This window comes from Pseudomonas sp. MUP55, from assembly GCF_034043515.1.
GTDB lineage: Bacteria > Pseudomonadota > Gammaproteobacteria > Pseudomonadales > Pseudomonadaceae > Aquipseudomonas.
Map to the genome: position 1 here is coordinate 5824421 of NZ_CP138214.1, position 24395 is coordinate 5848815.

Sequence of the window (24395 nt, forward strand, 5' to 3'; positions counted from 1 at the left end):
GATGGTTTCAGCAGCGCCGAGCAATCAAGGCTTGATGATGTGCCAAACCCCACCCTTGCCATCACCGGTCTTGTCCCCTGCCTTCTCGTCATCCTTGTAGGTGTAGACCGGCTTGCCGTCGTAGGCCCACTGGCTGGTCTGGTCGTCGCGGGTGATTACCGTCCATTTACCCTCTGACTTGTCAGTAGACTCAGCTTGCAACGGCGGCCAATTGGTCGCGCACTGGTCTTTGCACACGGACTTGCCGTCGGCATCCTTGTCAAAGGTGTAGAGGGTCAAGCCCTTGTGATCGACCAGCATCCCGTCTTTCGTCATCGCAGGTTCTGCGGCAAAGGCCAGGCCCGGCAGCGTCAACGCGGCCGTTACCAGCAGGGCTTTCCAGGAAATCGTGCTGTGAGTCATCGGAACCTTCCTTTTGTGGTTGTCAGGATTCGGACCCAAAGGTTAGTCCAGAGTGCCGTGATTTGCCCAAGCGACTAAATTACTGTCACACGACTGCAATAATTCCGTTATCTAATGCGGCGCAAGACAGTTAAATGACAAGAGGATTTTGAGCATGGTTGGCAGGAGCATTCTGATTGTTGACGACGAAGCGCCCATTCGCGAGATGATCGCCGTTGCGTTGGAAATGGCCGGCTACGACTGCCTGGAGGCGGAGAATTCCCAGCAGGCCCATGCCATCATCGTCGACCGCAAGCCGGACCTGATCCTGCTCGACTGGATGCTGCCCGGCACCTCCGGGATCGAGCTGGCTCGGCGTCTCAAGCGTGACGAGCTGACCGGGGATATCCCGATCATCATGCTCACCGCCAAGGGCGAAGAGGACAACAAGATCCAGGGCCTGGAAGTCGGCGCCGATGACTACATCACCAAGCCTTTTTCCCCGCGCGAACTGGTAGCGCGCCTCAAAGCCGTATTGCGCCGGGCCGGCCCGACCGATGGCGAAGCCCCCATCGAAGTCGACGGCCTGATTCTGGACCCGATCAGCCACCGCGTGACCATCGACGGCAAGCCCGCCGAAATGGGCCCGACCGAATACCGCCTGCTGCAGTTCTTCATGACCCACCAGGAACGCGCCTACACCCGCGGCCAACTGCTGGACCAGGTGTGGGGCGGCAATGTGTACGTGGAGGAGCGCACCGTGGACGTGCATATCCGCCGCCTGCGCAAAGCCTTGGGCGATGCCTATGAGAATCTGGTACAAACCGTGCGCGGCACGGGCTATCGGTTTTCAACCAAAGGTTGAGCTACAAGCAATTAGCCACACGCCGCAAGTTCAAAGCGGGACTGCTTTAGCTTGGAGCTTGCAGCTTGAAACTTGAAACTTGAAACTGCTCCGAAGGACGCACCTTGAACCAAAACTGGCATGGCACCCTGATACGCCACATGCTCCTGCTGGTCACCGGTTGCCTGCTGGTCGGGCTGATCAGCGGTTATTACGGCTGGAGCCTGGCCATCGGCATCGCGCTGTACCTGGGCTGGACCCTCAAACAGTTGCTGCGTTTGCATGAATGGCTGCGCCAGCACCAACCCGACGAAGCACCACCCGACGGCTACGGCCTGTGGGGCGAGGTGTTCGACAGCATCTATCACCTGCAGCGCCGCGACCAACGGGTACGCGGGCGCCTGCAAGCGGTGATCGACCGGGTGCAAGAGTCGACTGCTGCGCTCAAGGACGCAGTGATCATGCTCGACAGCGACGGCAACCTGGAATGGTGGAACCGCGCCGCCGAGACCCTGCTGGGCCTCAAGACGCCCCAGGACAGCGGCCAGCCGGTGACCAACCTGGTACGCCACCCGCGCTTCAAGGAATACTTCGAGCAGGACAATTACGAAGAAGCCCTGGAAATCCCCTCGCCCACCAACGACCGCGTGCGTATCCAGCTGTACCTGACGCGCTACGGCAACAACGAACACTTGATGCTGGTGCGCGACGTGACCCGTATCCATCAGCTGGAACAAATGCGCAAGGACTTCGTCGCCAACGTCTCCCACGAACTGCGCACGCCATTGACGGTGATCTGCGGCTATCTGGAGACGCTGCTGGACAATGTCGAGGAGATCAACCCGCGCTGGAGCCGCGCCCTGCAGCAAATGCAGCAGCAAGGCTCACGCATGCAAACCCTGCTCAACGACCTGTTGCTGCTGGCCAAGCTGGAGGCCACTGATTATCCGTCGGATAACCACCCCGTGGCCGTACAAAGCCTGCTGCAGACCATCAAGAACGATGCCCAGGCCCTGTCCGGCGAACGCGGCCAGCAGATCACCCTGGAAGCCGACCCGCTGGTGTTGCTCAAGGGCAGCGAGGGCGAGTTGCGCAGTGCGTTCTCCAACCTGGTGTTCAACGCGGTGAAGTACACCCAGGACAAGGGCAATATCCGTATTCGCTGGTGGGCCGATGGCCATGGCGCGCACCTGAGCGTGCAGGACTCCGGCATTGGCATCGACGCCAAGCACCTGCCGCGCTTGACCGAACGCTTCTACCGCGTCGATTCCAGCCGCAACTCCAACACCGGCGGCACCGGGCTGGGCCTGGCGATCGTCAAGCACGTGCTGCTGCGCCATCGCGCCCGCCTGGAGATCAGCAGCGTGCTGGGGCATGGCAGCACCTTTACCTGCCACTTTCCGCCGGCGCAGGTGACCCGTTCCCGGGCGATTGGCACAGACGAATAACCCGCAGACACTACAAAACTAATGTGGGAGGGGGCTTGCCCCCGATAGCGGTGTATCAGTATCAGATGTGCTGGCTGACACACTGCTATCGGGGGCAAGCCCCCTCCCACATTGGATTTGTATGCTGCAAGAGAACAGGTTCCAGGCCCCACCCGGCAGTGAGTACTAGGCAAGCGCCCCGTCAGCCGCTACATTGGCCGACTTGTGCCTGCCTTTCAGGCCCACCTGTCCCCTATTGAACACACGGAACCTGCAAAACCCCATCATGGACCCTTCCCCTGGTATCACCCTCGCGACACTCTTTGCCGATTTCGGCATGATTCTTTTTGCACTGGTCCTGGTACTGCTCAACGGTTTCTTCGTTGCGGCGGAATTTGCCATGGTCAAATTGCGCTCGACCCGAGTCGAAGCCATTGCCCACACCAACGGCTGGCGCGGGCAGATCCTGCGCACCGTGCACAGCCAGCTCGACGCTTACCTGTCGGCCTGCCAGCTGGGTATCACCCTCGCCTCGCTGGGCCTGGGCTGGGTCGGTGAGCCGGCCTTTGCGCATATCCTCGAGCCGTTGCTGGGCGCCGTGGGCGTCGAGTCGCCGGAAGTGATCAAGGGCGTGTCGTTCTTTGCCGCCTTCTTCGTGATTTCCTACCTGCACATTGTGGTCGGCGAGCTGGCACCCAAATCCTGGGCCATTCGCAAACCCGAATTGCTGTCGCTGTGGACCGCCGTGCCGCTGTACCTGTTCTACTGGGCGATGTACCCGGCCATCTACCTGCTCAACGCCAGCGCCAACGCCATCCTGCGCATCGCCGGCCAAGGCGAGCCTGGCCCGCATCACGAACACCATTACAGCCGCGAAGAGCTCAAGCTGATCCTGCACTCCAGCCGTGGCCAGGACCCCAGCGACCAAGGCATGCGCGTGCTCGCCTCCGCCGTGGAAATGGGCGAACTGGAAGTGGTGGACTGGGCCAACTCCCGCGAAGACCTGGTCACCCTGGACTTCAACGCCCCGCTCAAGGAAATCCTCGCGCAGTTCCGTCGCCACAAGTTCAGCCGCTACCCAGTGTACGACGCGCAGCGCAACGAGTTCGTGGGCCTGCTGCACATCAAGGACCTGCTGCTGGAACTGGCGGCCCTGGACCATATCCCCGAGTCGTTCAACCTGGCCGAACTGACCCGCCCGCTGGAGCGCGTGTCGCGCCACATGCCGTTGTCGCAGTTGCTGGAGCAGTTTCGTAAAGGCGGCGCGCACTTCGCCCTGGTAGAGGAAGCCGACGGCAAGATCATCGGCTACCTGACCATGGAAGACGTGTTGGAAGTGCTGGTGGGCGATATCCAGGACGAACACCGCAAGGCCGAACGCGGCATTCTCGCCTACCAGCCGGGCAAGCTGCTGGTGCGTGGCGACACCCCGCTGTTCAAGGTAGAACGCCTGCTCGGCATCGACCTGGACCACATCGAAGCCGAAACCCTGGCCGGCCTGATCTACGACACCCTCAAACGGGTGCCGGAAGAGGAAGAAGTGCTGGAGGTTGAAGGCTTGCGGATCATCATCAAGAAGATGAAAGGGCCGAAGATCGTCCTGGCCAAGGTGCTGATGCTGGACTGACAGCAGGCATGCGGTCTCAATGTGGGAGGGGGCTTGCCCCCTCCCACATTGGTCAGGCGGTGCTCTCTAGATTACGCGCCCGGCACGAAATGCTTCTGCGCCGTACCGCGCGCGATCAGGCGGGAGATGTAGTCCAGCTTTTGCGCATCCTGGTCGATAAAGCGGAAGGTCAGCTGCAGCCAGTCGCTGTCGGGCTTGGGCTCGTAGGCGACGATTGCATGCAGGTAGCCATTGAGACGCGCCACTTCAGCGTTCTCGCCTTGTTCAAGGTCGAGCACGGCGCTTTCCAGCACCTGAGGCAGTACATCCCCACGCCGCACCACCAACAACGCTTCCTTGATGCTCAGCGCCTTGATCACGCATTGCTGGGTGCCGCTGGACAGGCGCAACTGACCCTGACCACGACCGCCGGCAGGCGCAGCGGACGCAGCAGCGGCGACCGGCGCGCTGTTGAGCAGGCCTTTGCTCGGGGCTGCCGCCACTGGCGCCGCTGCAGGCTTGACCGCTTCAGGCTTGCCACCGGTCAGCGCGCTCAGGGAGTCGTTGCCGAAGGCCGAGTTCATCTTGGTCGGCGCGCTGGCGATCAACGCGTCGAGGCGGCCGATCTTGTGCAGGGCCTGCTTGACCTTGTTCAGCAACTGTTCGTTGGTGAACGGTTTGCTGACGTAACCGGACACACCGGCCTGGATCGCCTGCACCACGTTTTCCTTGTCGCCACGGCTGGTCACCATCACGAACGGCATGGCCTTCAGATGGGCTTGCTCACGACACCAGGTCAACAGCTCAATCCCGGACATCTCCGGCATTTCCCAGTCGCACAGCACCAGGTCGAAGGTCTCGCGCATCAGAATGGATTGCGCCTTCTTGCCGTTCACCGCATCTTCGATCTTGATCCCGGGGAAGTAATTGCGCAGGCACTTCTTCACCAGGTCGCGAATAAACGAGGCGTCATCCACCACCAACACACTGACTTTACTCATCGACCCTTCATCCTATAAAACCTTGGCTGGCAGTACGCCTGACTGATGGCATTTTGCCAAAACTCTGCAGTCACGTTAGGACTTATTTCGCCCTACCCGCAATAAAATTCGGCTCGCCCACAAACGAAAACGCCCGGCCAATGGCCGGGCGTTAATTTCTCGGGCAACCTTACTTATCGTCAGATTCGCCCGGAACATTAGGGATAAGATCAGCGTTGCCTTCAACTTCGGCTTTCATGCGCTTGAGGCCCATGTGTCGCACGTCCGTGCCGCGCACCAGGTAAATCACCAATTCCGAGATATTGCGCGCGTGGTCGCCGATACGCTCCAGCGAGCGCAGTACCCAGATAATGCTCAAGACCCGCGAGATAGAGCGTGGGTCTTCCATCATGTAGGTGGCCAGCTCACGCAAGGCGGTCTTGTACTCGCGGTCGATGACTTTGTCGTACTGGGCCACTGACAGCGCCAGGTCCGCATCGAAACGCGCAAAGGCGTCGAGGGCATCGCGCACCATGTTGCGCACCTGGTCGCCGATATGACGTACTTCCACGTAGCCACGCGGCGCTTCGCCTTCTTCGCACAACTGGATGGCGCGGCGGGCGATCTTGGTGGCTTCGTCGCCGATACGCTCCAGGTCGATCACCGATTTAGAGATGCTGATGATCAAACGCAGGTCGGAGGCCGCCGGCTGGCGACGGGCCAGGATGCGCAGGCACTCTTCATCGATGTTGCGTTCCATCTGGTTGATCTGGTCGTCGATCTCACGCACTTGCTGGGCCAGGCCCGAGTCGGCCTCGATCAGCGCGGTGACCGCATCGTTGACTTGCTTCTCCACCAGGCCGCCCATCGCCAGGAGGTGGCTGCGCACTTCCTCAAGCTCGGCGTTGAACTGCGCGGAGATGTGGTGGGTAAGGCCTTCTTTGCTAATCATGGGTTTGCTCCGCAAACGCTGTAAGCCGCAAGCTACAAGCTGCAAGCTGATTTGTGTCGTTGATCAAACTGCTTTTACTTGCCGCTTGAACCTTGCGGCTTGCAGCTGGGGCTAGCCATAACGACCGGTGATGTAGTCTTCGGTCTGCTTCTTCGCCGGATTGGTGAACAGGGTGTCGGTGTCGCCAAACTCCACCAGCTTGCCCATGTACATGAACGCGGTGTAGTCGGAAACCCGCGCCGCCTGCTGCATGTTGTGGGTGACGATGACGATGGTGAACTTGGACTTGAGCTCGTAGATCAGTTCTTCGACTTTCAGCGTCGAGATCGGGTCGAGGGCCGAGCACGGTTCGTCGAGCAGCAAGACTTCCGGTTCCACGGCAATGGTGCGCGCGATCACCAGGCGCTGCTGCTGACCGCCGGACAAGCCCAGGGCGGACTCGTGCAGGCGATCCTTGACCTCATCCCACAGCGCGGCACCCTTGAGCGCCCACTCCACGGCTTCGTCGAGGATGCGCTTTTTGTTGATGCCCTGGATGCGCAGGCCATAGACCACGTTTTCATAGATGGTCTTGGGGAACGGGTTGGGCTTCTGGAACACCATGCCCACACGGCGACGCAGCTCGGCCACGTCTTCGCCCTTGCGGTAGATGTTGGTGCCGTAGAGGTTGATGGCGCCTTCCACACGGCAACCGTCCACCAGGTCGTTCATGCGATTGAAGGTGCGCAGCAGCGTGGACTTGCCGCAGCCCGACGGGCCGATGAAGGCGGTCACGCGCTGCTTGGGGATGTTCATGCTGACGTCGAACAGCGCCTGCTTTTCACCGTAGTAGAGGCTCAGGCCCGGCACTTCGATGGCCACGGTTTCCTGGGCCAGGCTCAGGCTCTGCTTGTCGCGACCCAGGGCAGACATGTTGATGCCGTGGGATTGGGTATCGTGTTGCATGGTCTCACTCCGTTCGTAGCTGCAAGCTTCTAGCTGCAAGCTGCAAGATTTGAGCAAAAGCGGCTTGCAGCTTGCCGCTTGTGGCTAATGGCTTTAGCTGTCCAACGCCTTGTACTTCTCGCGCAGATGGTTACGTATCCACACCGCCGACAGGTTGAGCGTGGCGATCACCAGTACCAGCAGCAGCGCGGTGGCGTATACCAGCGGGCGCGCCGCTTCGACGTTGGGGCTCTGGAAACCGACATCGTAGATATGGAAGCCCAGGTGCATGATCTTCTGGTCAAGGTGCAGGTACGGGTAGTTGCCGTCCAGCGGCAGCGACGGGGCCAGCTTGACCACGCCGACCAGCATCAGCGGCGCCACTTCACCGGCGGCACGGGCCACCGCGAGGATCATGCCGGTCATCATCGCTGGGCTGGCCATCGGCAGCACGATCTTCCACAGCGTTTCCGCCTTGGTCGCGCCCAACGCCAGTGAGCCTTCGCGCACGGTGCGAGGAATCCGCGCCAGGCCTTCTTCGGTCGCCACGATCACCACCGGCACCGCCAGCAGCGCCAGCGTCAGCGAGGCCCAGAGCAGGCCCGGGGTGCCGAAGGTCGGCGCCGGCAAGGCTTCGGCGAAGAACAGCCGGTCCACCGAACCGCCCAGTACATACACGAAGAAGCCCAGGCCAAACACGCCGTAAACGATGGCCGGTACGCCCGCCAGGTTGTTCACCGCTATTCGGATAATCCGCGTCAGGGCGTTCTGCTTGGCGTATTCACGCAAGTACACCGCCGCCAGCACGCCAAACGGCGTCACGATCATCGCCATGATCAACGTCATCATCACGGTGCCGAAGATCGCCGGGAAGATCCCGCCTTCGGTGTTGGCTTCCCGCGGGTCGTCGCTCAAGAACTCCCAGACCTTGCTGAAGTAGAAGCCGATCTTGGTCAGGGTGCCCATGGCGTTCGGCTGGTAGGCGTGCACCACCTTGCCGATGCCGATTTCGATTTCCTTGCCATTGCCGTCGCGGGCGGTCAGCGCGTCGCGGTTGAACTGGGCATGCAGGTCGGCCAGCCGCGCTTCGATGTCCTGGTAGCGGGCGTTCAGTTCGGCGCGGTCGGCGTCCATGTCGGCTTGGGCGGCAGCGTCGAGCTTGCCTTCCAGTTCCAGCTTGCGACCGTGCAGGCGGATGCGCTCCAGCCCGGCGTTGATCGCACCGATATCGGTTTTTTCCAGGCTCTTGAGCTGGGCGGCGAGCTTGTTGACGCGATCCACGCGAGCCTGCAGCTCCGGCCACGCGGCCTCGCCTTCGGCGATGATCTTGCCGTCCTGCTTGACGTTGACCAGGGTGCCGTAAAAGTTGCCCCACTCACGCCGCTCGATGGCCATCAACTGCACCGGCTTGGTCTGGTCCTTCAACCATTCGCCGACGATCCAGGTGAAGTCATTGCCGTTCAAGTCGCGGTTGCCGACCTTGATCAGCTCGCGGGTCATGAACTCCGGGCCCTCATCGGGCACCGGCAGGCCAGCGCTTTTCAGGCGCTCGCGGGGGACTTCTTCCTTCTGCACCACTTCGCCGATGACGATATGGTTGGCCTGGCCCGGTACGTTGTAGTTGGCCTGGATCAGGTCAGCCGGCCAGAAGTGGCCCAGGCCGCGCACTGCAATCACGGCCAGCAAGCCAATGGTCATGATGACCGCGATGGACACCGCGCCACCGCTGATCCAGACGCCGGGGGCGCCGCTCTTGAACCATCCATTCAGGGAGTTCTGTTTCACAGACTTCTACCTTTCTTAAAGCGACGAGTATTTCTTGCGCAGACGCTGACGAATCAGCTCGGCGAGGGTGTTCATGATGAACGTGAACAGCAGCAGCACCAGCGCCGAGAGGAACAGCACGCGGTAATGACTGCCGCCCACCTCCGACTCGGGCATTTCCACCGCGACGTTAGCCGCCAGGGTGCGCAGGCCTTCGAACAGGTTCATCTCCATCACCGGCGTGTTACCCGTGGCCATCAGCACGATCATGGTCTCGCCCACGGCGCGGCCCATGCCGATCATCAGCGCGGAGAAGATGCCCGGGCTGGCGGTCAGGATCACAACGCGGGTCATGGTCTGCCAGGGCGTGGCGCCCAGGGCCAGGGAACCCAGGGTCAGGCCGCGCGGCACACTGAACACGGCGTCTTCGGCGATGGAGTAGATGTTCGGGATCACCGCGAAACCCATGGCCAGGCCGACGACCAGAGCGTTGCGCTGGTCGTAGGTGATGCCCAGGTCGTGGGAGATCCACATGCGCATGTCGCCGCCGAAGAACCAGGTTTCCAGGTACGGGCTCATGTACAGCGAGAGCCAGCCCACGAACAGGATCACCGGAATCAGGATCGCGCTTTCCCAGCCATCGGGAACGCGCAGGCGGATCGACTCAGGCAGGCGGCTGAACACAAAACCGGCCACCAGGATGCCAATCGGCAGCAGCATCAGCAGGCTGAAGATCCCCGGCAGATGCCCTTCGACATAGGGCGCCAGGAACAGGCCCGCGAAGAAGCCGAGGATCACCGTCGGCATGGCTTCCATCAGTTCGATCACCGGCTTGACCTTGCGGCGCAGGCTCGGGGCCATGAAGTAAGCGGTGTAGATCGCGGCAGCGACAGCCAGTGGCGCGGCGAGCAGCATGGCGTAGAACGCAGCTTTGAGCGTACCGAAGGTCAGCGGCGCCAGGCTCATCTTGGGTTCGAAGTCGGTGTTGGCGGCGGTCGATTGCCAGACGTACTTAGGCTCGTCGTAGTTCTCGTACCAGACCTTGCTCCACAGCGCGCTCCAGGACACTTCCGGGTGCGGGTTGTCGAGCAGCAACGGCTGCAGCTTGCCACCGGCCTCGACAATCACGCGGTTGGCCCGTGGCGACAGGCCGAACACGCCTTGGCCGTCGACCACCGGGTCAACCAGCAAGGTGCGGTGCGCGGTGCTGTGGAACACGCCGAACTGGCCGGAAGCGTCGAGGGCAGTGAAGCCTTTGCGACGTTCCTCAGCGGTGATTTCCACAATCGGCGCGGTGCCCATCTGGAAGGTACGGATTTGCTTGAGGCGCTGCTCGCCGTCCGGGTCGCGGGCCATGAACCACTGGGCCAGGCCACCCTTGGAGTTACCGACGATCAGCGAGATGCCGCCCACCAGCTGAGTGCTGGCGGTGACTTCGGCGTTGCCGTCTTCAAGCAGTTTGTAGCGACCGTTGAGGCTCTTGTCGCGCAGGCTGAACACATCGGCCAGGGCGCGACCGTTGATCACATACAGCCATTGCTGGCGCGGGTCGATGAAGATCGCCTTCACCGGTTCGGTCATTTGCGGCAGTTCGACACGCTTCTGCTCGCTGGTGACTTCGCCGGTCATCATGTTTTCTTCGCGGCTCAGGGTCAGCACATTCAAGTGCGCACCGGCCGAGCCGGCCACCACCAGGGATGTATCGGTGGCATTGAGCGCAACGTGTTCCAACGGGCGGCCGGCTTCATCCAACGCGATCGGCGTTTCGCCGTAAGGGTATTCGATCGCCGGGCTGATGGTTTTCTTGCCGTCCGGGTAGGACACCTTGTAGGTGTGACGGAACACCATGGACTGGCCGTTGGACAAGCCCAGGATCACCAGCGGGCTGCCCGGCTGGTCTTCACCGATGGACACCACCTGGGTACCGGCCGGCAGTGGCAGGTCGACGCGCTTGAGTTCAGCGCCAGTGTCGACTTCAAAAAACAGCGCCTGGCCCTTGTCGGAAACGCGCATGGCGACCTGGTTCTGTTCTTCAAGCGAGATCAATAACGGCTTGCCGGCGTCCTGCATCCAGGCGGGCGTCAGCGCCTCTTCCTTGGTCAGCGAGGCGCCCTGGAACAGCGGCGCGACGACATAGGCGAGGAAGAAGAAAATCAGGGTAATGGCGGCCAGCACGGCGAGGCCGCCGACCAGCACATACCAACGGGTGAAGCGATCCTTGAGCGCGCGAATGCGGCGCTTGCGTTGCAGCTCAGGCGTATTGAAATCAATGCGCTTGGGAGGGGAAGTCGTCGTCATGGTGGAATTGGCCAGATCATTCATGCGCACACCCTAGCGATCCTGTATGACAGAAAGATGACAATGCAGTGACGCAAGAAATCCGCCGCGTAGCAAAGCTGGCAGCGGACAAAAAAATGAGGGGTGCAGGGAGCTCGTGTGGGCGCCAATTGGCGTGTTCCCACAGGGCTCGCTGCTACACCAGGCTTAGTTGCCTTCTTTCAAACCCAGGTCAGCCAGGGCCTTGGCGGCAACTTTGGCTGGCAGTGGGATGTAGCCGTCCTTGACCACAACTTCCTGGCCCTGCTTAGACAGCACCAGTTTCACGAACTCGGCTTCCAGCGGGGCCAGAGGCTTGTTCGGGGCTTTGTTGACATACACGTAGAGGAAACGCGACAGCGGGTACTTGCCGTTCAGGGCGTTTTCTTCGGTGTCTTCGATGAAGTCAGTGCTGCCTTTCTTGGCCAATGGCACAGTCTTCACGCTGGCGGTCTTGTAACCGATGCCCGAGTAACCGATGCCGTTCAGCGAGGAGCTGATGGACTGCACGACCGACGCCGAGCCCGGCTGTTCGTTCACGTTAGGCTTGTAGTCGCCTTTGCACAGGGCTTCTTCCTTGAAGTAGCCGTAGGTGCCGGATACCGAGTTACGACCGAACAGTTGCACTGGCTTGTTGGCCAGGTCGCCGGTCACGCCCAGGTCGCCCCAGGTTTTCACGTCGGCTTTGCTGCCGCACAGGCGCGTCGAGGAGAAGATCGCGTCGACCTGTTCCATGGTCAGGTGCTGGATCGGGTTGTCCTTGTGCACGAACACCGCCAGGGCATCCACGGCAACCGGGATAGCGGTTGGCTTGTAACCGTACTTCTGCTCGAAGGCCGCCAGTTCCGTGTCCTTCATCTTGCGGCTCATCGGGCCCAGGTTGGAGGTGCCTTCAGTCAGCGCAGGTGGCGCGGTGGCGGAGCCGGCAGCTTGAATCTGGATGTTGACGTTCGGGTATTCCTTTTTGTAACCCTCGGCCCACAGGGTCATCAGGTTGGCCAGGGTATCGGAACCGACGCTGGACAAGTTGCCCGACACACCAGTGGTCTTCACGTAAGCCGGGATAGCCGGGTCAACACCAGCAGCCACCGCGTTGGCAGTTGCAACGCCAGCAGCGACAAACGTCATTGCCGCCATCAAACGCTTCAGTTTCATGCCTTACTCCTAGCAGATAGGGATAGTTGGATCGGGGCCAAGTATCGGTAGGCCGTGTGAACACTCTATGTCTGGAATGTGACAATTAGATGAAAGGCCAGCATGGGCAGCGAAGGCTTATGAGCAGGGGAAGGCTTGCAAACGCGGGGGTGACACGCAGGAATACGGTAATTCAGAAACACACTGTAATCATTGCTTAAGCACATTCGTTGTGGCGAGGGAGCTTGCTCCCGCTGGACTGCGCAGCAGGCCCATTTTTCAGGGCCGCTGCGCGCCCCAGCGGGAGCAAGCTCCCTCGCCACGAACGGATCTGTTTACCGACCGCGTTTCCACAGGTAGCCACCGACCACCATGCCCATCACGCAAAGCACGGCAACATAGTAGGCCGGCCCCATCGGGCTCTCCTTCATCAGCAGCGACACCGCCAGCGGCGTCAGTCCGCCGAACACGGCGTAGGCCACGTTGTAGGAAAACGACAAGCCACTGAAGCGCACCACCGGCGGGAATGCCTTGACCATCACGTACGGCACCACACCGATGGTGCCGACAAACAGGCCGGTCAGGGCGTACAGCGGGAACAGCCAGTCCGGATGGGCCATCAGACTGTGATACAGCGTCCAGGACGTCGCCAGCAGCAATGCGCAACCGGTGATGAGCACCCGGCCGGCACCGAAGCGGTCAGCCAGTGCGCCGGAGGCGATGCACCCCAGGCTCAGGGTGACGATGGCCAGGCTGTTGGCCTGCAACGCAACGGTGGGGCTGAAGTGGTAGACGGTCTGCAGCACGGTCGGGGTCATCAGGATGACCACCACGACGCCGGCCGACAGCAGCCAGGTCAGCAGCATCGACAACACGATGGCGCCACGGTGATCACGCAGTACTGCACGCAACGGCAGCTCGGCGGCCAGGGTCTTGCGCTGCTGCATTTCGGCGAAGATCGGCGTTTCATGCAGCCAGCGGCGCAGGTACACAGACAGCAAACCGAACACACCGCCCAGCAGGAACGGAATCCGCCAGGCGAAATCCGACACCTGCTCCGGGCTGTAGATCGAGTTGATAGCGGTGGCCACCAGCGAACCCAGCAGGATGCCGGCGGTGAGGCCGCTGGTCAGGGTGCCGCAGGCATAGCCGATATGGCGTGGCGGTACGTGTTCGGAAACAAATACCCAGGCGCCGGGCACCTCGCCGCCAATCGCCGCGCCCTGGATGATGCGCATCAGCAGCAGCAAAAGCGGCGCCCACAGGCCGATCTGCGCGTAAGTCGGCAGCAGGCCCATGATCAGGGTCGGCACGGCCATCATGAAGATGCTCAGGGTGAACATTTTCTTGCGGCCCAGCAGGTCGCCGAAGTGCGCCATGATGATGCCGCCCAGCGGGCGCGCCAGATAGCCGGCAGCGAAAATGCCGAACGTCTGCATCATGCGCAGCCATTCGGGCATGTCGACGGGGAAGAACAGTTTCCCGACCACGGTGGCGAAAAACACGAAAATAATGAAGTCGTAGAATTCCAGCGCCCCGCCCAAGGCAGACAGCGACAGGGTCTTGTAGTCGTTGCGGGTCAGCGGGCGCGACGGTTGCGCGCTGCTTGCGGGCACGGAGGACATGGCAAGGCTTCTCTTATAGTAATCATCGTAAAGGACTGCACGCCCGTGACTTGCGGCGGGTTTGGCAAGATAGCAAATCGTTTGAAAAAGCACAGCGCCATGAGCACAGTTGCGCGCAAAAGCCCAGATACAGCCTCTATTTACCGACCAAATGAGCCTCAGGTGGTCGTCGTCGCGCCAGCGTCCCGATATACTCGCCCGTGCAAGCGCAAGAACCCCAAGCTTGAGGGGCTGCTGTGCCAAAACGCTGTTGGGCGCCATCCAGCCGATTTGGCAGAGTTTCCCTTTAGTTCGCCTTACGAGAAACGCATCGAGCGGTGTATGTTGGTGCTGAAACGTTTTTCCAGAAGACGGCTATCCACTTGAAATACCCATGAAGCGTTACGGGTCAGAGGCACCCTCGGCATGATCGAACTCGAACAAGAAGATCCAATCCCGCAAGGCGATCTCGCCCTGCAAATCACCGCGCTTCCGCGTGAAACCAACGGCTTTGGCGATATATTCGGTGGCTGGCTGGTCGCGCAGATGGACCTGGCCGGCACGGCCATGGCCAGCAAGGTTGCAGGCGGGCGTGTGGCCACCGTGGCCATTGATCGCATGGCCTTCCTGGTACCGGTCGCGGTGGGCGCGCAGTTGTCCTTCTATACCCAGGCCCTGGAAATCGGCCGCAGCTCGATCCAGATGATGGTCGAAGTGTGGAGCGACGACCCGCTGTCCAGCGAATGGCGCAAGGTGACCGAGGCGGTATTCGTGTTCGTCGCCATCGATGGCAGCGGCCGCACGCGCTCGGTTCCGTCGCGCGCGCGTTAAACATCGCGACGTTTTGACGGTCAATTGCCCCATTGCCTGCCATTGAGAGTGCTTTGTTATGCCGACGCCCCACGTTGAAACCGTGAAAATCGACGAGCTGGACTGCTGGCGCATCCGCCACAACGGCGCCGAATTGATGCTGGCCCAACAAGGCGCGCATATCTTCAGTTACCAGCGCGACGGCGAGCAGCCGCTGATCTGGCCGAACCCTGAAGCTGTATTCAAACAAGGCAAAGGCATCCGTACCGGCGTACCGATTTGCTGGCCATGGTTTGGGGTATTCGACCGCAACCCGCACAGTGTCCAGGCGATGCGTCAGAGCGATCAACCGGCCGGGGCTCATGGTTTTGTGCGTACGGCGCTGTGGGACTTGGCCGCGACCGCACTCGAAGGCCAAGCGTTGCGCGTTGACCTGGTATTGCCGGTACCGCCGGGTGGTTTCCCTGGATGGCCTCATCAAGTCGAACTGAAACTGAGTCTGCTCCTGGACGATCAGCTGCACATCCGCTTGACCAGCCATAACCATGGCACTGACACCGTAACGCTCAGCCAGGCACTGCACACCTACTTCGCCGTCAGCGATGTGCGTAACGTGCAGGTCGAAGGGCTGGACGGGTCGGCTTATATCGACACGGCCGACGGCTGGGCCGAGAAGACCCAATCCGGCCCTCTGCATTTCACTGCCGAGACCGATCGCATCTACCTGGATACGCCGGCTCAGCTGAGCATTGTCGATCAAGACTGGCAGCGCCGCATCCAGCTCACTGCAGAGGGCTCCAAATCCACCGTGATCTGGAACCCCTGGACCGAACGCGCCAAGGCTTTCGACGACATGGCCGACGATGGCTGGCAGGGAATGCTGTGCATCGAGACGGCGAATGTGCTGGATGATGTAGTGGTGTTGGCGCCGGGTGAAAGCCACACGCTGAAGGTCAGTATCGCTGCCATACCCTCCTGAACTTGATGGCTGGCCTCCTTGATTCGTTCAAGCAGCCAGCCTCAAGGTGTTGGCCCTAGTGATGAGTGCGGGTCAGGCATGCTGACCCGTTGGTACGTTGGGTTACGACATACTTATGTAAGACCTCATACTTAAGCAGCCTCGTTATGGTGCCCAAACCGCATCCATGGCAGGCATCAACATGACCCCCTCTCCCCACGAAGTCGCGCTGCAAACACCCTCCGACATCGCCCAACTCGCATCCCAGTGGAACGACACGCTCAGTGAGACCGTTCGTGAGCAGCCCTCAATGGCCTTTTGCGCAGATAAGCTGGTGTTGGAAACATTTACCGAATTGTTTGACCGGCATGCAACGCTGCATATCTACCTGAAGAACCCAGAGGACTCGTTGGCCGGTCCGCCCACTGAAATGGACAGGGCGTTGATAACACTGGTGAACGACGCTCTCCACACCTGTCGGATTCCGGCGTATTACACGCTGCGCAGCGACCTCTATCGCTATAAAAACAATGCGTTTACCCGACTTGATGACGCTAGCCATATAGCGATCAGAACCCTGATAGGCAAATTGCTGGGGCCTGAGTCCTATCTGAACCAACTCAACCGGTTCTGGGACTCCAATCACAGCGCAACCCAGCAACCTCGTCGAAGCCTTATAGCGCAAGCCGTCGCGCTTTTGATCCAGTGCGAGGCGTCATTGCGATTCGAAACGGCTTCACTCGAGCCCGCCAGCGTCGCACTGGTCCGGCAACTGAGTTCAGACCCGCCGCCAGAAACGCTGAATGTCTTTGATCTCAGCCTACAAGACCCAACGCACACTGATGCAATGGCGTTGGTCGGTGCATTCGCCATAAGCACCTGGCCACCGGACGAACAGCGCACACCCAACCCCACGGTGCTCTACCTGCCAGGCCAACGCCTGGCCGAGTTCACCAGCCCGACAGAACTGGAGACGGATCTGGTGAATCTCTTAAACACGGCGCATAAGCGTCAACGTCTAATGGCCTGCATTGCTCATCGTCAACATTCGGCGTTTGAACGTTTGACGCCCAGGACGCGTGTCAACCTGATGCCTGTCACTGCGGTTGAGCATTTCTTCAACCGTCAGGTCAACCTGCTAATTGACAAGCAAAGCCAGGATATAGAGCACCACTGGGCCGTTAGCCGTAACACACCAGTGGACGTAATCAAGACAATCGACCAGGCGGTCGATCTTGCACCGCTGCTGAACTTCAACGAGGCCATCAAGCGATACGCCCGCAAACTCTTGGCCCTCAGCGCAAAGCGCAGAAAGGCGGCCTCCGCTGTTCAGCAACGGTTGATACAGCTCAACACCGACCGCTCAAAGGATTTCACTGGCTTGCTGGCACAGTTGAAAACCCTTCAAACACAGGCTGCACCACAGCCACTGGCACACCAGTTCTTCACACCTCATTACCAATCACCGCTGTACAACGCCTGCGTACGGGCAGTGGACGTGTTGAAGAAACTCAAGGATGACACGGACTTCGCAGCCTGGCTGAGTAAGCGGTCGAACGAAACCCAGGGCGACTGGTCGTTCTGGGACACGCTCGGGCAGCTCGTCAGTACCCTGCCGGCTGTTGTGGATTCGCCGCTGACCCGCTTTACCATTCAAGGCTTGCTACTCCCCCTGAGCGAGGTACCAGCGTACTGGCACCATGACGTCCAAGTGCTGATAGCGGCGCGGCGCGACGTGGGTGATGGTATTCGAGAAGACGGTACGGTTCGGCTTGATCTGGCACTCAAGTTCTATGGTGTCCACATCGCCGTCGACAGCCTGCCCTCACTCGTCATTGAGCGGCTGCAAGAGCGCGCCGCCACGCTATCGCTGGATATGGATGAAGGCAGGCTGCCTTTTGATGACGTCATCGACAAGCAAGGAGATGCCAACCTGCAAAGTCGCCTTTCTCAACGTCAATTGCCCGGTAACCGTTCGATATTCACGCAACTGACCGAATACTTTTTGACGCCAGAGCGCGAAGCAAAGGCGTTAAGGACACCGACAGTGGTGCTCGAAGAATGGCTCAATACCCGGCAATGCCTGGAGTTTGGCAAACAGCTGGTCAACGCACTGGGCTGGTATACCACCGAAGATGAAACACCACCGGTAAAAGTGCTGCGCGACTTGGTCTGGCGCACACTTTGGCTACATCTTGAGCGCCCGACGGACAATGCTCGATCGACCGTCGCGGGAAAAGAAATAGCGACGCCACTGCACTGGGGCCGCCGCTATAGCTATATACGCCAACAAATCGAGAATTCCCTGGCCCAGAACCACCAACTCACCCCCGGCGGTGTGCAAATGGTCATGCGCCTGCTGCAGCAGGCTTCTGCTGCGGAAATCTGGGTGAAAGACATTCCCGACGACCTGCATTACGCCAGCTCCATCACCTGGGTGAATTTCAAGGCTGGCGTGATACTTGCGCAAGCCATAGCACCCGACGCTGCGCAACACATGACCTTCCAGCAATTGCTCGGGTTAGTGGCGACAACAAGCCAGGCAGCGACACCCGAACAACAACTGGTCCTCTCGTTGGCCAGATTGGGGCCCACGCTGGAATGGGCCACAGCCAACGGTGTACTGACGACTGAAAAAACCGAGTTCCTGCCTGAAGAAATTCAATTGGCCGTGGAAGCCTTGGAGCAGCAAGAACGCGACATCATCCAGGCAACCGAAACACTGTCCAAAGCACCACCCGGCCGTTGGCGCTTCACCACGGATGATGAATTCAACCGGGGGTTCAGTGATTACCTGAGCGGTGTCAAAGCCGCCTACCCAACCTTGATCCGAGCCTTGCTGCCCAACCTTCCGGTAGCTGATCGTCGCGCCATCGAAAACGGCCAGGTAACGCTGTATGCCCTGCGTCAGGAGCTTCGCGACCTGCAGGTCGGACAAGAAACCCCGCAGAACACCGCTGCCGCCAGAGGGCGCCAGGGCTTCATCATTCAGGCCCAAGTGGAGCAGAGCACAAGCTATTATGAGGTGTTCCCTCGGGCCGCAATCATCCGCGCGCGTCCAGATATTCAAACGCTGAAGATCGATGGCGATGTTGTTGTAAGAAACACAGGCAGCACAAGCCGTCCGAGCAAAGGAACCTTTCGACTGGCGACGTCCATGCCGTTCGACTGGCAAGCGTATCAACACGGCCACCGCCCTCGGGACGGCGTGTCCAGCCTGGTGATCGCCGAGCAGATCGGTCACGTTTTACCCGCCACGGCACCGACCCCTTCAGAGTCCATGCGGGCCGCACGCTCATGGTCTTCAGTACGCAGTCAACAGTTGGCGGCTATCGTTGCCGATGAGCTATTTCACACGGATGAATCCCAGCTCAAATCGGCCGCTCTGCGCAACACTTCCATGTACGAGGTGGTGAAGGAAACGATTGATGACTTTCTCTTCTACGCCAAAATGCTGGTGCCTTTTTGGGGCGGTGTCGAGGACATCGCCTCGGGAGATCCGCAACGCGTGGAGCGCGCAGGGTTGTCGTTGTTCACCGACCTGATCTCCTTCGCCGCTCCCATCGGTAAATACATCGGCGGTTCGGGACGCTTACTTGCACAGGCCGGAAAAATCAGTTTTCAGGCAGCGTTGCCGAGGTTCGCAACACTCACCAAAACGTTTGTGCTGGGCGCTCTTAAAGAGTTAAACCCGCTGGAAGCTGTGCCAGCTCTGCTCAAGCTCGGCGGCTTAAGTCTATTGCGGCTCAGCGTTGCCACCATGCGCCAGGTGGACGCTGGCCTGGAGCTGTTCAGGAAAGCGCTTAACAAACCAACCCTTGTACCCACTGGCCGGACGCTAGGATCGGTAGACCCACAAATCTGGAAACCCCTTCAAACGCAGGACAGTCTGTTTACCGTAGCAGGCATCGACCACGTTCCCATGCGCAGTGTCGGCACCGATCTGTTGCCTGAGTATCGCCTGATCGATCCACTGACCAATACTGTGTTCGGCCCCCGGTATATCCCATTGGGCGATGGGGGTCTGCAACGCATGCCTGATCTTGACGACTACATTGCGCCAGTCACGTATGAGCAAACCCTGGAATTCAGCCGTCGGGCCAACGGCGTCTATGATGGAAAGAATCAGCAGAGCTATGTGCGTGCCCGCGGCCAATGGTACGCCATCGAAACCCGCTACAGCCTCACCGGCGACACTGAGTTCCATATCGTTCACCCCCGCGACAAAACACGCCCTGCTCACCGTATTGTCGATAGCGAGAGGGGTTGGACGCCCGTGGGCGAAGGCGGACATGCGGGCGGAAAAAGGCTCGAAGAGCTTAAAAAAGCCAAGGCGAAACAGGCTGAACATTTGGAACAGACGCAACAGAAGTTGAATAGCGCCACAGCCCTGCTGGATCAGGCCACTCAATCCTCCGAATTCAACACGAGAAACCTGATATTTGATAAATCTTTGCTGCACAAAGAGGCCGCCAACGAACTGGGCCTGATACACACAACGCACATGGACTCGCCAATATTCAACCCGGCACATTTCAATACCACACCAGACTTCGGCAGGGCGCGGCTGATCAAAGGCATTGAAGTGGCTGACAACCTCAGCCCGCGTTACGCGGCAGTCGTTGATAACCTGGAAGGCTATTTGGAGGCTCAGCAAAAAACTATTGAACGGCTGACAGGGCCTGGTCTGCCCCTGAATCAGAGCGACCTCACCGCTGGAACGTTGAAGTCCTTTCTAGACGCTAAACGAAGAGCCGTTAACACCGTCATTGAACAGACCAAGGTACTGAAGTCGTTACTGGACGATGAACTGGAAAGGATGTTGGGCCACTTGGAAACACTTCCGGTGGAAAAAGCGGGGCCATCACCCGGACCATCACAACCTGGCACGTCGCAAGTACCGCCCATCAAACCCCCGCCATCGGCCGGTCCAAAACCTGTTCCAAAAGATCGCATTTCCATACAGATCGCCGGCGACCAGCCCCGCAGCATCAGAACCGTACTCGCCAAGCCCAGAGCCGGGAACAGCGATGTCGCAGACGTCGTTGACAGCCAGGGTCAGCGCATCGACACCTATTACAACCCCGGCGAGGACAAGCTCTGGATCAAATCCTCCATCCAAATCAAAGAGCCCGGTACGACTGCCACTCCCAACCAGACGAATATCACCAGGGAGCTCAAAGCCGCCGCCGAAAAAATGCAGGACGCGATCAAGGAATATGATGACCTTATCGTGTTTTATAGAAACAAACCGTCTGGCGAACCTGCGGGTGCCGAAGCGCTTATCAGGTCCGGCGCGATCAAACTCAACCAGGGAGCCGATGACCTTGAGGCCGCCTGCAGCGCCGTCACCGACGAGGCAACCCGGCAACGTCTAGTTGCGCAAGTTCGCCATTTCAGGGAGAACGCTGCGCGCATTAACACAATGGCGAAACTGGTGCGTCGGGAGCTGATTTCCAAACAAGCCCCCACTGGTAATGCTCTGGAGTTCCTGCAAAGCCAACCAGGCATCCTGCGCATTCGCAAAACCCTTGACCGATTGGCAGGCACTCGGCAGATACCAAAGCCTGGCACCAGCCGTTGGGTAAAAGTCCCGGACTTCCTGGACGAGTTCGAAATTAAAATCGCAGACACCGTGTGGGCTTACGGTCACATGCACTTTGAACAAGCCTCCCACACCGTCCCCGCCAAAATCTATCTCAAACCACCGGGACAGCGAGCGCTGTACGCAAACGCTCAGACCAGCGCCGCTCGCGAAGGCCGCCGCTTGGATATCCACCGCGCAGAGATCGATTGGCCACAGGCCCGGCGGGTGTTTTACCCAGAGTTGGCAGGATGACTCAAGGCGTATGTCTGCGCACGGATGCGGGTAGAAAATGGGTTAAAGGTCGGACTCTTTCACCACCCTCACCTTCCCCGCATCCAGCGCATACGCTGCATCGGCCAGGTCATTGTTGACCTTCTCCACCTTCAACGTGCCGGTGACCCACAGCGGCGTGTAGATATCATCCAGCTTCAACCCCTTGGGATAACGCACCAGCACCAACTGGTTGGGCGGCGGTGGCGGCACATGGATGCAGGCGCCTGGGTAGGGCACCAGGAAAAACAGCGTGCTGCGGCCCTTGGCGTCGGTTTCCAGCGGCACCGGATAGCCGCCGATGCGGATGCTCCTGCCGTTCATGGCTGCCACGGTCTTGGTGGAGTACATCACCGCCGGCAAGCCTTTGCTCTGCTTCAGGCCGCCTTTGTCGGTAAAGGTGCCTTGGGCTTCGGGGGAGTTGTGATCGATCTCGGGCATGGCCTCGAGGGCTTTCTGATCCGACAGTGGCATCAGCTCGAGCCAGTCGGTTTCCGGCAGTTCGCCAGCGTGGGCCAGGCCTGAGCCCAGCAAGAGGAGAGTCAATAAAAGACGGCGCATGCTAAGGCTCGGCAAGTTCAAGTGGCGAGCATTCTAGCCCTCTGCGCCTGCGCAGCGCAGAGGACTTTGTCGGCTGATTACTTCTTTTTGATCAGGCCGTAGATCACCAGCAGCACAATGGCACCGACCAGCGCACCGATGAAGCCTGCGCCTTGACCGGCCTGGTAGATACCCAGGGCCTGGCCACCGTAGGTCGCAGCCAGGGAGCCGGCGATACCCAGCAGGATGGTCATGATCCAGCCCATGCTGTCGTCGCCGGGCTTGAGGAAACGCGCCAGCAGGCCGACGATCAAGCCGATAAAGATGGTTCCGATGATACCCATGGCATTTCCCTCTGATTGGTGTGAGTCATGCCAAAGCCTAGTCAGACTTTGGCATCCTGCAATCAGAGGGACATGGGGCCTCAATGGTTCCCGCGGCGATCAGGCTTATTGCTCGGCGATCAGGGCTTCGACCTTGAGGATCTGTGCCTGAAGCGTCGCGCGATCCTTGCAACGCAGGTTGGCGTGACCCACCTTGCGCCCGGCCTTGAAGGCCTTGCCGTAGTGATGCACATGGCAATCGTCGATCGCCATTACCCGCTCAACCGGCGGCACCACACCGATGAAGTTGAGCATGGCGCTCTCGCCAACCTTGGCCGTGGAGCCCAGCGGCAAGCCCGCCACCGCCCGCAGGTGGTTTTCGAACTGACTGCACTCGGCGCCTTCAGTGGTCCAGTGCCCGGAGTTGTGTACGCGCGGGGCGATTTCGTTGGCCTTGAGGCCGCCATCGACTTCAAAGAACTCGAACGCCATCACGCCGACGTAATCGAGCTGCTTGAGCACGCGGCTGGAATAGTCTTCGGCCAGCGCCTGAAGCGGGTGATCGGTACTGGCCACGGAGAGCTTGAGGATGCCATTGACGTGGGTGTTGTGCACCAACGGATAGAAGCGGGTTTCGCCATCGCGGGCACGCACGGCAATCAGCGAGACTTCGCCGGTGAACGGCACAAAGCCTTCGAGCAGGCAGGCGACGCTGCCGAGTTCGGCGAAGGTACCCGCCACATCGGCAGCGGTACGCAGCACTTTCTGGCCCTTGCCGTCATAGCCCAGGGTGCGGGTTTTCAGCACGGCCGGCAGGCCGATGCTGGCGACGGCGGCGTCAAGGTCCGCCTGGGACTGGATATCGGCGAAGGCCGGCGTCGGGATGCCCAGGTCCTTGAACATGCTCTTTTCGAACCAGCGATCGCGGGCGATGCGCAGGGCTTCGGCACTCGGGTACACCGGTACGAACTGCGACAGGAAAGCCACGGTTTCAGCCGGGACGCTTTCGAATTCGAAGGTCACCAGGTCGACTTCGTCGGCCAATTGGCGCAGGTGGTCCGGGTCGCTGTAGTCAGCGCGCAGGTGTTCACCCAAAGCCGCCGCGCAAGCGTCCGGCGCGGGGTCCAGAAAAGCGAAATTCATACCCAGCGGGGTTCCCGCCAGCGCCAGCATGCGGCCCAACTGGCCGCCACCGATTACACCGATTTTCATCGTCAACAACCTCAGGCGATACGTGGGTCTGGATTGTCCAGCACGCTGTCTGTCTGCTCAGCACGGAATTTTTTCAGCACCGCATGGAACTGCGGATGCTTGGCGCCCAGGATGCTGGCGGACAGCAATGCGGCGTTGATCGCGCCGGCCTTGCCGATCGCCAGGGTCGCCACCGGAATGCCGGCCGGCATCTGCACGATGGACAACAGCGAATCCACGCCCGAGAGCATTGAAGACTGCACCGGCACACCCAGCACCGGCAGGTGAGTCTTGGCCGCGCACATGCCCGGCAAATGCGCCGCGCCGCCGGCACCGGCGATGATCACCTCGATGCCACGGGATTCTGCTTCATCGGCATACTGGAACAGCAGGTCCGGGGTGCGGTGGGCGGAGACCACCTTCACTTCGTACGGAATGCCGAGTTTTTCCAGCATATCGGCGGTGTGGCTAAGGGTGGACCAATCGGACTTGGAGCCCATGATCACGCCAACCAATGCACTCATCGTCGTGCCTCTTCTCTCTGGGCGCCCGCAGGCGCGTCAAAAAACAACAAGCCACGCAGGAAATCCGGCGTGGCTTGGTGTACGAATTTAGGCCGGTTGGACCGGCCGAAGGCCGCGCAGTATACCGTAATAATCCAGATAAACAGCCCCTTGGATGACCATCTGTCTTGAGACGTGGAAAAGGCGTTTACTGACCCAGAAGTCAGCCAAGTTAATACACCGCCTGCACTGCATCCGCATCGGGTTTTATTGGCCACTCT

The 24395-nt window shown here is 60.0% G+C and carries 18 protein-coding genes; 6 read left to right on the forward strand and 12 right to left on the reverse strand.

Annotated elements, in window-relative coordinates:
- Positions 1-24 precede the first annotated feature (24 nt).
- Positions 25-402 (reverse strand): COG4315 family predicted lipoprotein, encoded by a 378-nt coding sequence (locus tag SC318_RS26390; protein ID WP_320429056.1) that lies wholly within the window; start codon positions 400-402, stop codon positions 25-27.
- Positions 403-556: 154 nt separating this feature from the next.
- Between SC318_RS26390 and phoB the strand changes: the two genes are divergently transcribed.
- The 3 genes from phoB to SC318_RS26405 all read left to right on the forward strand — a co-directional run bounded on the left by phoB (position 557) and on the right by SC318_RS26405 (position 4279).
- Positions 557-1246, forward strand: a complete 690-nt coding sequence (gene phoB, locus SC318_RS26395; RefSeq protein WP_003195617.1) for a phosphate regulon transcriptional regulator PhoB — start codon at positions 557-559, stop codon at positions 1244-1246.
- A gap of 140 nt (positions 1247-1386) precedes the next feature.
- Positions 1387-2673: a phosphate regulon sensor histidine kinase PhoR gene (phoR, locus tag SC318_RS26400; RefSeq protein WP_320431298.1), complete on the forward strand. Its 1287-nt coding sequence runs from the start codon at positions 1387-1389 to the stop codon at positions 2671-2673.
- 265 nt (positions 2674-2938) lie between these two features.
- Positions 2939-4279, forward strand: a complete 1341-nt coding sequence (locus SC318_RS26405) for a hemolysin family protein (RefSeq protein ID WP_320429057.1) — start codon at positions 2939-2941, stop codon at positions 4277-4279.
- A 71-nt stretch (positions 4280-4350) separates the two neighbouring features.
- Here SC318_RS26405 and SC318_RS26410 read toward each other — a convergent pair whose 3' ends face one another.
- The 7 genes from SC318_RS26410 to SC318_RS26440 form a co-directional block, all read right to left on the reverse strand.
- Positions 4351-5259 (reverse strand): response regulator, encoded by a 909-nt coding sequence (locus tag SC318_RS26410; RefSeq protein ID WP_320429058.1) that lies wholly within the window; start codon positions 5257-5259, stop codon positions 4351-4353.
- Positions 5260-5428: 169 nt separating this feature from the next.
- Positions 5429-6190, reverse strand: a complete 762-nt coding sequence (gene phoU / locus SC318_RS26415) for a phosphate signaling complex protein PhoU (protein WP_065953276.1) — start codon at positions 6188-6190, stop codon at positions 5429-5431.
- 111 nt (positions 6191-6301) lie between these two features.
- On the reverse strand, positions 6302-7135 hold the full coding sequence (pstB, locus tag SC318_RS26420; RefSeq protein ID WP_320429059.1) for a phosphate ABC transporter ATP-binding protein PstB: 834 nt from the start codon (positions 7133-7135) through the stop codon (positions 6302-6304).
- Between the two features lie 93 nt (positions 7136-7228).
- A complete protein-coding gene (gene pstA, locus SC318_RS26425) occupies positions 7229-8899 on the reverse strand; it encodes a phosphate ABC transporter permease PstA (protein ID WP_306490911.1) in 1671 nt (556 codons plus the stop codon).
- 15 nt (positions 8900-8914) lie between these two features.
- Positions 8915-10948 carry an ABC transporter permease subunit gene (locus SC318_RS26430; protein WP_320431299.1) on the reverse strand — a complete coding sequence of 678 codons (2034 nt, stop codon included), beginning with the start codon at positions 10946-10948 and terminating at the stop codon, positions 8915-8917.
- Between the two features lie 414 nt (positions 10949-11362).
- Positions 11363-12349, reverse strand: coding sequence for a phosphate ABC transporter substrate-binding protein PstS (locus tag SC318_RS26435; protein WP_306490912.1), 987 nt, complete (start codon positions 12347-12349; stop codon positions 11363-11365).
- Positions 12350-12663: 314 nt separating this feature from the next.
- Positions 12664-13953, reverse strand: a complete 1290-nt coding sequence (locus tag SC318_RS26440; RefSeq protein ID WP_320429060.1) for an MFS transporter — start codon at positions 13951-13953, stop codon at positions 12664-12666.
- Between the two features lie 405 nt (positions 13954-14358).
- Here SC318_RS26440 and SC318_RS26445 point away from each other — a divergent pair, with 405 nt between their 5' ends.
- The 3 genes from SC318_RS26445 to SC318_RS26455 all read left to right on the forward strand — a co-directional run bounded on the left by SC318_RS26445 (position 14359) and on the right by SC318_RS26455 (position 21539).
- Complete coding sequence (locus SC318_RS26445) at positions 14359-14763, forward strand: acyl-CoA thioesterase (protein WP_003176975.1); 405 nt, start codon at positions 14359-14361, stop codon at positions 14761-14763.
- A gap of 58 nt (positions 14764-14821) precedes the next feature.
- On the forward strand, positions 14822-15721 hold the full coding sequence (locus SC318_RS26450; protein ID WP_320429061.1) for a D-hexose-6-phosphate mutarotase: 900 nt from the start codon (positions 14822-14824) through the stop codon (positions 15719-15721).
- Positions 15722-15887: 166 nt separating this feature from the next.
- A complete protein-coding gene (locus tag SC318_RS26455) occupies positions 15888-21539 on the forward strand; it encodes a hypothetical protein (protein ID WP_320429062.1) in 5652 nt (1883 codons plus the stop codon).
- 42 nt (positions 21540-21581) lie between these two features.
- Here SC318_RS26455 and SC318_RS26460 read toward each other — a convergent pair whose 3' ends face one another.
- The 4 genes from SC318_RS26460 to purE form a co-directional block, all read right to left on the reverse strand.
- A complete protein-coding gene (locus SC318_RS26460) occupies positions 21582-22118 on the reverse strand; it encodes a DUF3299 domain-containing protein (protein WP_320429063.1) in 537 nt (178 codons plus the stop codon).
- Positions 22119-22195: 77 nt separating this feature from the next.
- Positions 22196-22441, reverse strand: coding sequence for a GlsB/YeaQ/YmgE family stress response membrane protein (locus SC318_RS26465; RefSeq protein ID WP_005792540.1), 246 nt, complete (start codon positions 22439-22441; stop codon positions 22196-22198).
- Positions 22442-22546: 105 nt separating this feature from the next.
- Positions 22547-23632, reverse strand: a complete 1086-nt coding sequence (locus SC318_RS26470; protein ID WP_124368859.1) for a 5-(carboxyamino)imidazole ribonucleotide synthase — start codon at positions 23630-23632, stop codon at positions 22547-22549.
- An 11-nt stretch (positions 23633-23643) separates the two neighbouring features.
- Positions 23644-24135, reverse strand: a complete 492-nt coding sequence (purE, locus tag SC318_RS26475) for a 5-(carboxyamino)imidazole ribonucleotide mutase (protein ID WP_003195648.1) — start codon at positions 24133-24135, stop codon at positions 23644-23646.
- Positions 24136-24395 lie beyond the last annotated feature (260 nt).

Coding starts and splice junctions, on each gene's coding strand:
- SC318_RS26390 (WP_320429056.1), bottom strand. CDS start 402: ATGACTCACAGCACGATTTCCTGGAAAGCCCTGCTGGTAACGGCCGCG.
- phoB (WP_003195617.1), top strand. CDS start 557: ATGGTTGGCAGGAGCATTCTGATTGTTGACGACGAAGCGCCCATTCGC.
- phoR (WP_320431298.1), top strand. CDS start 1,387: ATGCTCCTGCTGGTCACCGGTTGCCTGCTGGTCGGGCTGATCAGCGGT.
- SC318_RS26405 (WP_320429057.1), top strand. CDS start 2,939: ATGGACCCTTCCCCTGGTATCACCCTCGCGACACTCTTTGCCGATTTC.
- SC318_RS26410 (WP_320429058.1), bottom strand. CDS start 5,259: ATGAGTAAAGTCAGTGTGTTGGTGGTGGATGACGCCTCGTTTATTCGC.
- phoU (WP_065953276.1), bottom strand. CDS start 6,190: ATGATTAGCAAAGAAGGCCTTACCCACCACATCTCCGCGCAGTTCAAC.
- pstB (WP_320429059.1), bottom strand. CDS start 7,135: ATGCAACACGATACCCAATCCCACGGCATCAACATGTCTGCCCTGGGT.
- SC318_RS26430 (WP_320431299.1), bottom strand. CDS start 10,948: ATGCAGGACGCCGGCAAGCCGTTATTGATCTCGCTTGAAGAACAGAAC.
- SC318_RS26435 (WP_306490912.1), bottom strand. CDS start 12,349: ATGAAACTGAAGCGTTTGATGGCGGCAATGACGTTTGTCGCTGCTGGC.
- SC318_RS26440 (WP_320429060.1), bottom strand. CDS start 13,953: ATGTCCTCCGTGCCCGCAAGCAGCGCGCAACCGTCGCGCCCGCTGACC.
- SC318_RS26445 (WP_003176975.1), top strand. CDS start 14,359: ATGATCGAACTCGAACAAGAAGATCCAATCCCGCAAGGCGATCTCGCC.
- SC318_RS26450 (WP_320429061.1), top strand. CDS start 14,822: ATGCCGACGCCCCACGTTGAAACCGTGAAAATCGACGAGCTGGACTGC.
- SC318_RS26455 (WP_320429062.1), top strand. CDS start 15,888: ATGGCAGGCATCAACATGACCCCCTCTCCCCACGAAGTCGCGCTGCAA.
- SC318_RS26460 (WP_320429063.1), bottom strand. CDS start 22,118: ATGCGCCGTCTTTTATTGACTCTCCTCTTGCTGGGCTCAGGCCTGGCC.
- SC318_RS26465 (WP_005792540.1), bottom strand. CDS start 22,441: ATGGGTATCATCGGAACCATCTTTATCGGCTTGATCGTCGGCCTGCTG.
- SC318_RS26470 (WP_124368859.1), bottom strand. CDS start 23,632: ATGAAAATCGGTGTAATCGGTGGCGGCCAGTTGGGCCGCATGCTGGCG.
- purE (WP_003195648.1), bottom strand. CDS start 24,135: ATGAGTGCATTGGTTGGCGTGATCATGGGCTCCAAGTCCGATTGGTCC.